Here is a 9,486-nt window from a genome sequence, read left to right as displayed (position 1 = left end):
TCGCGGGCGAACTACCTCTTCTTCAAGTGCAACGCCTGCCGCGACCTCGACGCGCTGCTCGAACAGCGCGGCATCCTCATACGTCCATGCGCCAACTTCCGGGGACTGGACGAGCGGTTTTACCGCGCGGCGGTCAAGACGCACGCGCAGAACGAGCGGCTGGTTGCCGCGCTCGGGGAGATTTTGAAGGGGGCGTAGGCTTGGCGAAGGCGATCATGGTGCAGGGGACCTCGTCGGGCGCGGGCAAAAGCCTGCTGGCGGCCGCGCTCTGCCGGATTTTCCGGCAGGATGGCCATTCCGTCGCGCCCTTCAAATCGCAGAACATGGCGCTGAACTCCTTCATCACCGACGAGGGGCTCGAAATGGGCCGCGCACAGGTGGTGCAGGCGCAGGCGGCGGGGATCGCGCCGTCGGTGCGGATGAACCCCATCCTGCTCAAACCCTCCTCCGACACCGGCTCGCAGGTGATCGTGAACGGCGAGGTGCTCGGCGACATGAGCGCCGCCGAATACTTTAAACGGAAGCGGGAGCTCGTTCCGAAGGTCATGGAGGCGTACGAATCGCTCGCGGAACGGTACGATGTGATTGTGCTTGAGGGTGCGGGCAGCCCGGCGGAAATCAACCTCAAGGCGGAGGATATTGTCAATATGGGCATGGCGCGGCTCGCCAGAGCGCCCGTTCTGCTCGCGGGGGACATCGACCGGGGCGGGGTGTTCGCCTCGCTGGCGGGCACCGTCATGCTGCTGGAACCGGACGAACGCGCGATGGTCAGAGGGCTGGTCATCAACAAATTCCGCGGGGACCGGGCGATTTTGCAGCCGGGGCTCGACCAGATCGCGGGGATTACCGGCGTTCCGGTCGTGGGCGTGGTGCCCTGGCTCGACGTCGACGTCGACGACGAGGACAGCCTCTCCGAGCGGCTTACGCACCGCGGCGGCCCGGCGCTCGTCGATATCGCGGTCGTGCGTCTGCCCCGCATCGCCAATTTCACCGATTTTACCCCGCTCGAGCGGATTCCCGGCGTTTCGGTGCGGTATGCCGCGTCGCCCGCCGCGCTGGGTAGTCCGGACCTTGTCATCCTGCCGGGCAGCAAGAACACGATGGAGGACCTCCTGTGGCTGCGGCAGAACGGGCTGGAGGCCGCCGTCAAAAAGCACGCGGCGGCCGGCGGCGCGGTGCTGGGCATCTGCGGCGGCTACCAGATGCTCGGCGAACGCCTCTCCGACCCCGACGGGGTCGAGCACGGCGGGACGCTCAGCGGCCTCGGGCTGCTGCCCGTCCGGACGGTATTTGCGCGGGAAAAGACCCGCACCCGTGTGACGGGCCGCTTTGAAAGGGTGGAGGGGATTTTTTCCGGGCTTTCGGGCGCGGCCTTCGAGGGCTACGAAATCCACATGGGCCGCACGGAGCGGGACTGCCCGCCGCTGATGGAGCTGCGCGCCGGGCAGGGAGAGACGAAGCCGGACGGCGCGGCGCGCGGGAATGTCTGCGGCAGCTATGTGCACGGGCTCTTCGACAGCGGGGAGACCGCCGCCGCGCTGGTACGCTGCCTCTGTAAAGCGAAGGGGCTTGACGAATCTGAAATCGCGGCCATGGATGCGAAAACCTACCGGGAAGCGCAATACGACCGGCTCGCGGAGGCGGTGCGGGAGAGTCTCGACATGGACGCGGTCTATCAAATTCTGGAGGAAGGCATATGAACGAGGGGCTTATCCACATCTACTGCGGCGACGGCAAGGGCAAGACGACCGCCGCGATCGGGCTGGCGGTGCGTGCCGCCGGGCGGGGCATGCCGGTGCTGATCGCGCAGTTTCTCAAAGGGAGGGACAGCGGAGAGCTGCACGCGCTCGCGAAAATCCCGGAGATCACCCTCCTGCGCGGAAGGGGCGGCGGTAAGTTCACCTTCCAGATGGACGAGCGGGAGCTCCAGCAGACCTATGACGAGAACAGCAAGCTCCTGCTCTCCGCCGTGGAGGCGGCGCGGGCGGGGACCTGCAAGCTGCTGATCCTCGACGAGATCATGGGGGCGCTCTCCACCGAAACGGTGGACGCCGACCTGCTGCGCAGCCTCGTGGAGCGAAAGCCCGAGGAGCTCGAGCTGGTTCTCACCGGGCGCAATCCGCCCGACTGGCTGGTCGAGGCGGCGGATTACGTCTCGGAGATCAGGAAGCAAAAACACCCCTTTGACCGGGGAATCCCCGCGCGCGAGGGAATCGAACTGTGAGGGACGCCATGAAGAGAGAGCTGGAGCATCTGCTGCCCGCGGACATTGAGCGGCGCAGCTTTGAAATCATCGCGGCTGAGCTGGCGGAGCGGGGAATCGCGCTTCCGGAGGAGACGGCCTCCGTCGTCAAGCGGGTCATCCACACGACCGCCGACTTCGACTACGCGGAAAACCTTGCGTTTTCGCCCGGCGTCGTGGAGACGGCGCGCGCCGCGCTGCGCGCGGGCGCGGCTGTCGTGACCGACACGCAGATGGCGCGGGCGGGGATCAACAAGACCTCCCTCGCGCGGTTCGGCGGGGAGGCCCGCTGCTTTATGTCCGATCCGGACGTGGCGGCAATGGCGAAGGAAAACGGCACGACCCGCGCCGTCGCGTCGATGGACAAGGCTTCCGCGCTGTCCGGGCCGCTCCTCTTCGCGGTCGGAAACGCCCCCACGGCGCTTATCCGCCTGTGCGAGCTCGTATCAGAGGGGAGGCTTTGCCCGGCGGCGGTGATCGGCGTGCCGGTGGGATTTGTCAATGTCGTCGAGGCCAAGGAGCTGCTCCTCGAAAGCGGCGTGCCCTGCATCGTGGCGCGCGGGCGAAAGGGTGGCAGCAACGTCGCCGCCGCGATCGTGAACGCCCTGCTCTACGGGATGGAAGGCGGACGCTAGGAGAACCAAAAAGGGGCGCGGAACCTGCCGGTTCCGCGCCCCTTTCGCGCTGGAGATTATTTGAGGATTGCTTTGAACCGCTCCATCGCCTCGGCGGTCTGCTCCCGGCTGGAAAAGCCGGTTAGGCGGAAATACCCCTCGCCGTTGACGCCGAAGCCCGCGCCCGGCGTGCCAACGACGGCGGCGTTTTCGAGCAGGTAGTCGAAGAACTCCCACGACTTCATGCCGTTAGGGCACTCCATCCAGATGTAAGGGGAGTGCACGCCGCCGAAATAGCGGATGCCCAGCCCGGAGAGGGTGTCGGCGATGAGGCGGGCGTTTCCCTTGTAGTACCCGACCATCTCCCGTGACTGGCGCACGCCCTCCTCGGAAAAGACGGCGGCCGCGCCGCGCTGGATGATGTAGGAGACACCGTTGAACTTGGTGGTCTGGCGGCGGAGCCACATGCTGTTGAGGGAGAGCGTTTCACCGTCGGAAGCGCGCATCGTCAGCTCCTTGGGCACCACGGTGTAGGCGCAGCGGGTGCCTGTGAAGCCGGCCGTCTTGGAGAGGGAGCAGAACTCGATCGCGCATCTCTTCGCCCCCTCGACGGCGAAGATGCTGTGGGGGAGGCTGTCGTCGCCGATAAACGCCTCGTAGGCCGCGTCGAAGAGGATGACCGCTTTGTGTTCGAGCGCGTAGGCAACCCACGCCTTCAGCTGATCGAGGCTGTAGACCGCGCCGGTCGGGTTGTTGGGGGAGCAGAGGTAGATGAGGTCGGCGTGGACGTCGGGGTTTGGCATCGGCAGAAAGCCGTTTCCGGCGTTGGCGTTCATATAGAGCACCGTGCGGCCGTCCATGACGTTGGTGTCGACATAGACGGGGTAGACGGGGTCGGGGATGAGCACGACGTTGCCGACGTCGAACAGGTCGGTGACGTTGCCCACATCGCTCTTCGCGCCGTCGCTGACGAAAATTTCGTCCGGATCAAGGGAGACGCCGTGCCCGGCGTAATAGCCCTGGATGGCATTCCGCAGGAAGTCGTAGCCCTGCTCGGGGCCGTACCCGTGGAAGGAGGAAGCGTTCGCCATATCGTCGACCGCGCCGTGCAGGGCGGAGATGACCTCGGGCATGAGCGGCAGCGTGACGTCGCCGATTCCCATGCGGATGATCTTTTTTTCGGGATGCGCCGCCGTAAAGGCGTTCACCCGCTTCGCAATATCGGAAAACAGGTAACTCTCCTTGAGGTTCTGGTAGTTTTCATTGAGCTTTGGCATCGTTCATCACTCCTGTTGAGATATCAAAAATGCCCGCCGCGCGTTTGCGTACCGGGCATTTTTCAGTCGTTTTATAGGTCGATTTCCATCACGCCGTCAAAGACGTGGGCGGCTGGGCCCTCCATCAGGACGGTGAAGTCCTCCCGGCAGGTGATTTTGAGTTCGCCGCCGCGCAGGCGCACGGTGACCTCGTCGCCGGCGTCGCAGTGCTCGTTGACAACCGCCGCGACGACCGCCGCGCAGGCGCCGGTGCCGCAGGCGAAGGTTTCGCCGCTGCCGCGCTCCCACACCCGCATTTTGAGGGTCTGGCGGTCGACGAGCTCGATAAATTCGGTGTTGATGCGGTCGGGAAACTTCTCGTGGTTTTCAAAGAGGGGGCCGATGTCCTCGAGCGGCAGGTTCTCCACGTCGTCGCAGAAGATGACGGCATGGGGATTCCCCATCGAAACGCAGGTGACGAGAAAGACCTCTCCGTGCACAAGCATCGGCTGGCTGATGAAGTCGTCGTAGTCGGTGTCGACGGGGATGTCTCTGGCGCGCAGGGAGGCTTTGCCCATATCAACCCGCACGGTCGAGACCTGCCCATCCGCCAGCGTGAGTTCAAGCGTCTTGACGCCGCTTCGGGTGTCGATCTGCAGGGTGGTGCGGTCGGTGAACCCGCGGTCATAGACATATTTCCCGACGCAGCGGATGGCGTTGCCGCACATCTTTCCCTCCGAGCCGTCGGCGTTATACATGCGCATCTCGAAATCCGCCCGGTCGGAGGGGCAGATGAGGATGAGGCCGTCGGAGCCGACGCCGAAGTGGCGGTCGCTCACGATACGCGCGACCTCCTCCGGGTGTTTGAGCTTGTGTTCAAGGCAATTGACGTAGATATAGTCGTTTCCGAGCCCGTGCATCTTGGAAAAATGTAGCTTCAATTCCTTCGTTCCTCCATGGCTTCGGCGGACGGATGTCGGCCGGATCTTCCAAAGACTTCTTCTGACTCTTTATTTTAACGCAAACCTTCACTCTTGTAAAGTGGAAAAAGCGGCGGCTTGTGCGCGGGGGCGGTTTATGCTACAATATCCGCATGACAGACAACTCCACCGCTCCACGGGAGATGCGGAGGCGGAAGGAAAAAGGAGACTTTTCAGATGAGGAAGCTGAGGACGTCCCAGATGGCGGCGCGTTTTTCTTCGCCGCTGGAGGCCGTTTGGGAGGCCGTGACCGATAACACCGATTTTTCCTGGCGCAGCGATCTCGACCATATCGATGCCAGGCCGGACGGCGTCACCTTCGTGGAGTATCCCAAAAAGGGAAGCGAGACGGTCTTTACCATTACCGAAAAGCAGCCGGGACGGCTCTACGCCTTCCACATGGAACACGCGATGTTCACCGGCGAATGGACGGGCGAGTTCTCCAAAACGGAGGAGGGCGGCACCGAGGCGGTCTTTACCGAGCGGCTCACCATCCGCAATCCGGCGGTCTGGCTGCTTTCCTACCTGCTGATGGACCTGCGCAGGATGCAGGAAACCTATATCCGCGACCTGCGGCGGAAACTGGGGGAGCGCGATGAAAAAGATTGACATCTTCGATTCGACCCTGCGGGACGGCGCGCAGGGGGAGGGGGTCTCCTTCTCGGTCGAGGATAAGCTCGCCATCGCGCGGGCGCTCGACCGGGCGGGCGTCGACTATATCGAGGCGGGCAACCCCCATAGCAACCCGAAGGACGAGGAGTTTTTCCGCCGCGCGGCCGGGGAACTCCGCCTTTCACACGCGCGGCTGGTGGCGTTCGGTTCGACCCGCCGGCGAGATTCGTCGGCCGGGGAGGACAAAAACGTCGCCGCCCTGCTTGAAACGGGGACGGCCTGCGTCGCGGTCTTCGGCAAGGCGAGCGAATGGCAGGTCCGCGAGGTGCTCGGCACCACACCGGAGGAGAACCTCCGGATGATTGCCGACACGGTGGCCTATCTGGCCGAAGCCGGCAGGCGGGTCTTTTTCGACGCGGAGCATTTTTTCGACGGCTATAAGCACAACCCGCTCTACGCCATGCAGGCGCTCAGGGCGGCCGCCGACGCGGGCGCCTGCAAGCTCATCCTCTGCGATACGAACGGGGGGTGCTTCCCCGACGAGATCAGGACGATCACCGCGGAAGCGGTCAAAGCCTTTCCCGGCAGGATCGGCATCCACTGCCACAACGACACCGGCTGCGCCGTCGCGGACACCCTTGCGGCGGTGAAGGCGGGCGCGGACCATGTGCAGGGGACCTACATCGGCTTTGGGGAGCGGTGCGGCAATACGAACCTCTCCACCGTGATCGCCGACCTGCAGGTCAAGCTCGACTTCCAGTGCGTCCCGGCCGACTGCATCGCCCGGATGACGGGCGCGGCGCGGGTCATCTCGGAGATTTCCAACGTGCGCCTCTCCCATTCGATGCCCTATGTCGGCAAGAGCGCCTTCGCCCACAAGGGCGGGATGCACGTCGACGGAGTAAAAAAGAACCCCGCCGCCTTTGAGCATGTCGACCCCGCCGCGGTGGGGAACCACCGGCAGATTCTGCTCTCCGAGGTGAGCGGGCGTAGCGCGCTGATTGCGAAGATCAGCGAGGTGGTCCCGGGACTCACGAAGGATTCCCCCGAGCTCGAAGCGCTGGTCGGGGAGCTCAAGGAGCTGGAGTTCCAGGGCTACCAGTTCGAGGCGGCGACCGCCAGCTTTGAGATGGTGGTGCTCAAGGAGCTTGGGCGGTTCCATCCCTTCTTCACCCTCGAGCTTTTCCGCATCATCGGCGAGCAGGACAGCGCCGACCGGCACATGGCCTCCGCGATGGTCAAGGTGCGGGTGGGGGACCGCTACGAGATCACCGCCGATGAAGGAGACGGCCCGGTCCACGCGCTCGACCGTGCGCTGCGCAAGGCGCTCGAGGTCTTTTACCCGAATCTTGGAGGGGTCCGCCTCATCGACTATAAGGTGCGCGTCATGGACACCGGGAAGGCGACCGCCGCGATGGTGCGCGTCCTGATCGAGTCGTCCGACGGGGAGAACGCCTGGACGACGGTCGGCGTGTCCACCGACATCATCAACGCCTCCATCCGGGCGCTCGTCGACTCGATGGAGTATAAGCTCTACCGCGATTCCGTCAAAAAGGAGGAAGGCTGAGATGGTGACGATGAAAAAGGCAGTCGCCGTCTGTGGCTGCGACTGCCGCGGCTGCGCCGCCTATCCCGCCGCGTGCGCCGGCTGCCGGGAAATCCGGGGATGCGTCTCGTGGGCATGCGGGTTGGGCGTTGAGGTCTGCCCGATCTACGACTGCTGCGCCGTCAGGCACGGCTTTTCCTCCTGCGGGGGAGTGTCCCGAGCTGCCCTGCGAGACCTTTACCGGCCTGCGCGACCCGGCACAGAGCAGAGAGGAATTCGAGCGGGAGCTGGAAGCGCGGATCGCACGGCTCCGGGAAATGAGAGGCGGAAGGATGTCGATCCGGAAATTGGGGAAAGCGGGCCTGCCGGAGGCGCTTCGGTTGGTAAAAAACGTCTTTATGGAGTTTGAAGCGCCGGAATATTCCGAGGAGGGGATCGGGAATTTCCTTGCGTTCATTCGGACAGACAACATGGAGGCCATGCTCGACGAGGGCCGGATATCCCTTTACGGCTGTTACGCCGGGGACCGCTTGGCAGGAATCATCTGCATGCAGGGCGGAAACCATGTCAGCCTGCTGTTTGTGGACCCGGATTTTCACCGCCGGGGGATCGCGACGGCGCTTTTTGAGGAAGCCAAACGGCACTGCCCGCCCGGGACGAAGGCGGTCACGGTGCATTCCTCCGCCTATGCGCTGCCGGTCTACAGCCGGTGGGGATTTTGTGCCGACGGCCCCGAGCAGGTGGAGGACGGCATCCGGTTTACACCGATGACCTGCCCGCTGCCGGTGGGAGAGCTTGAATAATTGCATCAAAAGGGGGCCCGAACGTCGTTCGGGCCCCCTTGCATTCCCATTTATTCCCGGCCAATGATTTTGTCGGCCACATAGAGCCCGTTGGCGGACGCCTGCGAGAGGGAGCGGGTAAAGCCTGCGCCGTCGCCGACGGCGAAAATGCCGGGGCAGCCGTCGATCTCAAAGTCGGTGCACTTGGGGCGCGCTGAATAGTATTTGCACTCGATGCCGTAGAGGAGGGTGTCGTAGTTGGCGGTGCCGGGGGAGATCTGGTCGAGCGCGTGGAGCGTCTCGACGATGTTGTCGAGCTGCCGCTTGGGCATGCAGAGGCTCAGATCGCCCGGCACGGCGGAGAGGGTGGGGCGCACGGTGCCCTGGCGCAGGCGCTTTTCGTCGGTGCGGCGGCCAAGCTCGAGGTCGCCGAGCCGCTGGACGAGCACGCTGCCGCCGCTGATAAGATTGGCCAGGCTCGCGACGTGGCGGGCGTATTCGATCGGCTCGCGGAAGGGCTGGGTGAAGTTGGTGGTCGAGAGCAGCGCAAAGTTGGAGTTCTGCGTCTTGCGCGCCTCATCACGGTAGGCGTGTCCGTTGACGGTCAAAACTCCGTTGGTGTTCTCGGTGACGACCTGCCCGCGGTCGTTGAAGCAGAACATGCGGATAATGTCGCCGTAGCCCTTCGAGCGGTAGCGGATTTTCGGCTCATAGATTTTCTTCGCGAAGTCCTCCCACACCATCGAGGGCAGCTCGACGCGCACGCCCACGTCCACCTGGTTGTTGTGCAGGGGGATGTCGTTTTCCTCGCACCAGGCGGAGAAAAAGCGGCTGCCCGCGCGGCCGACGGCGAAGATAATCCTGCCGGCCTCGACGGTCTGTTCGCCCTCCGCGGTTTTGACGGTGAGGACGTGGGACTCCCGGTTCACGCCGACCACGTCGGCGCTGGTGTGGATTTCCACCCGCTCGGCGAGCGCGTGGATGAGCTTTTTCATCGTCTCGAAATTGGAGTCGGTGCCCAGGTGCTTGAGTTGGGCCTGGCTCATATGCAGGTCGTATTCGAGGCAGCGCTTTTTGAGTTCGTTGCTCGGCTGGAACCGTTCGGTCGTCGCGCCGAATTTGACGAGGATCTGGTCCGCCTGCTCGATGTAATCGAGCACCGTCTCGTCGGGCAGGAACTCGGTGAGCCAGCCGCCGTATTCGGTGCTGATCACGTATTTGCCGTCCGAAAAGGCGCCCGCGCCCGCGAGCCCTTCCATGATGGCGCAGGATTTGCACTTGACACAGGTGCTCACCTTTTTTGTGATGATCGGACAGACGCGCTTTTCGATGGGGCTGCCCTTTTCAAACAGCGCGACCGAAAGGGAGGGCGCGCGCTCCGAAAGGCGCCACGCGGCCATCAGGCCGCCGATGCCGCCGCCGATAATGGCGATGTCATACTGCTTTTTCACGTG

General features: G+C 63.9%; 9 protein-coding genes and 1 pseudogene. 7 read left to right on the top strand and 3 right to left on the bottom strand.

All coding sequences use genetic code 11. The features are described 5' to 3' along the window. The 4 genes and pseudogenes from RDM88_RS04470 to RDM88_RS04455 all read left to right on the top strand — a co-directional run. A pseudogene (locus RDM88_RS04470) lies at positions 1–198 on the top strand (threonine-phosphate decarboxylase); the annotation flags it as partial. A 2-nt stretch (positions 199–200) separates the two neighbouring features. Next, complete coding sequence (locus RDM88_RS04465) at positions 201–1,700, top strand: cobyric acid synthase (protein ID WP_308753650.1); 1,500 nt, start codon at positions 201–203, stop codon at positions 1,698–1,700. Beyond that, positions 1,697–2,224 carry a cob(I)yrinic acid a,c-diamide adenosyltransferase gene (locus RDM88_RS04460; protein WP_308753648.1) on the top strand — a complete coding sequence of 176 codons (528 nt, stop codon included), beginning with the start codon at positions 1,697–1,699 and terminating at the stop codon, positions 2,222–2,224. Before RDM88_RS04465 ends, RDM88_RS04460 begins: the two co-directional genes overlap by 4 nt. 8 nt (positions 2,225–2,232) lie before the next feature. Next, a complete protein-coding gene (locus RDM88_RS04455; protein WP_308753646.1) occupies positions 2,233–2,877 on the top strand; it encodes a precorrin-8X methylmutase in 645 nt (214 codons plus the stop codon). A 56-nt stretch (positions 2,878–2,933) separates the two neighbouring features. Here RDM88_RS04455 and RDM88_RS04450 read toward each other — a convergent pair whose 3' ends face one another. Further along, complete coding sequence (locus RDM88_RS04450) at positions 2,934–4,133, bottom strand: LL-diaminopimelate aminotransferase (RefSeq protein WP_308753644.1); 1,200 nt, start codon at positions 4,131–4,133, stop codon at positions 2,934–2,936. Between the two features lie 71 nt (positions 4,134–4,204). Beyond that, complete coding sequence (gene dapF / locus RDM88_RS04445) at positions 4,205–5,032, bottom strand: diaminopimelate epimerase (RefSeq protein WP_308753652.1); 828 nt, start codon at positions 5,030–5,032, stop codon at positions 4,205–4,207. Between the two features lie 237 nt (positions 5,033–5,269). On the opposite strand from dapF, the gene RDM88_RS04440 reads away from it, so the two are divergent. The 3 genes from RDM88_RS04440 to RDM88_RS04430 all read left to right on the top strand — a co-directional run bounded on the left by RDM88_RS04440 (position 5,270) and on the right by RDM88_RS04430 (position 8,053). Then, entirely contained in the window at positions 5,270–5,701 is a 432-nt protein-coding gene (locus RDM88_RS04440) for an SRPBCC family protein (RefSeq protein WP_308753642.1), read from the top strand. Further along, positions 5,688–7,271, top strand: a complete 1,584-nt coding sequence (cimA, locus tag RDM88_RS04435; RefSeq protein WP_308753640.1) for a citramalate synthase — start codon at positions 5,688–5,690, stop codon at positions 7,269–7,271. Before RDM88_RS04440 ends, cimA begins: the two co-directional genes overlap by 14 nt. Positions 7,272–7,630: 359 nt before the next feature. Beyond that, on the top strand, positions 7,631–8,053 hold the full coding sequence (locus RDM88_RS04430) for a GNAT family N-acetyltransferase (RefSeq protein WP_308753638.1): 423 nt from the start codon (positions 7,631–7,633) through the stop codon (positions 8,051–8,053). Between the two features lie 50 nt (positions 8,054–8,103). On the opposite strand, the gene RDM88_RS04425 is transcribed toward RDM88_RS04430, so the two are convergent. After that, a complete protein-coding gene (locus RDM88_RS04425; RefSeq protein ID WP_308753636.1) occupies positions 8,104–9,483 on the bottom strand; it encodes an FAD-dependent oxidoreductase in 1,380 nt (459 codons plus the stop codon). Positions 9,484–9,486: the final 3 nt, after the last annotated feature.

The sequence above is a fragment of the uncultured Anaerotruncus sp. genome, from assembly GCF_902490045.1.
Classification (GTDB): Bacteria; Bacillota; Clostridia; order Oscillospirales; family Ruminococcaceae; genus Anaerotruncus.
This window is presented reverse-complemented; position numbering and strand designations above follow the sequence as displayed.

What these genes read in the sequence shown, in the direction of transcription:
- RDM88_RS04460 (WP_308753648.1), top strand. Translation starts at nt 1,697, where the DNA reads ATGAACGAGGGGCTTATCCACATCTACTGCGGCGACGGCAAGGGCAAG.
- RDM88_RS04455 (WP_308753646.1), top strand. Translation starts at nt 2,233, where the DNA reads ATGAAGAGAGAGCTGGAGCATCTGCTGCCCGCGGACATTGAGCGGCGC.
- RDM88_RS04450 (WP_308753644.1), bottom strand. Translation starts at nt 4,133, where the DNA reads ATGCCAAAGCTCAATGAAAACTACCAGAACCTCAAGGAGAGTTACCTG.
- dapF (WP_308753652.1), bottom strand. Translation starts at nt 5,032, where the DNA reads ATGCACGGGCTCGGAAACGACTATATCTACGTCAATTGCCTTGAACAC.
- RDM88_RS04440 (WP_308753642.1), top strand. Translation starts at nt 5,270, where the DNA reads ATGAGGAAGCTGAGGACGTCCCAGATGGCGGCGCGTTTTTCTTCGCCG.
- cimA (WP_308753640.1), top strand. Translation starts at nt 5,688, where the DNA reads ATGAAAAAGATTGACATCTTCGATTCGACCCTGCGGGACGGCGCGCAG.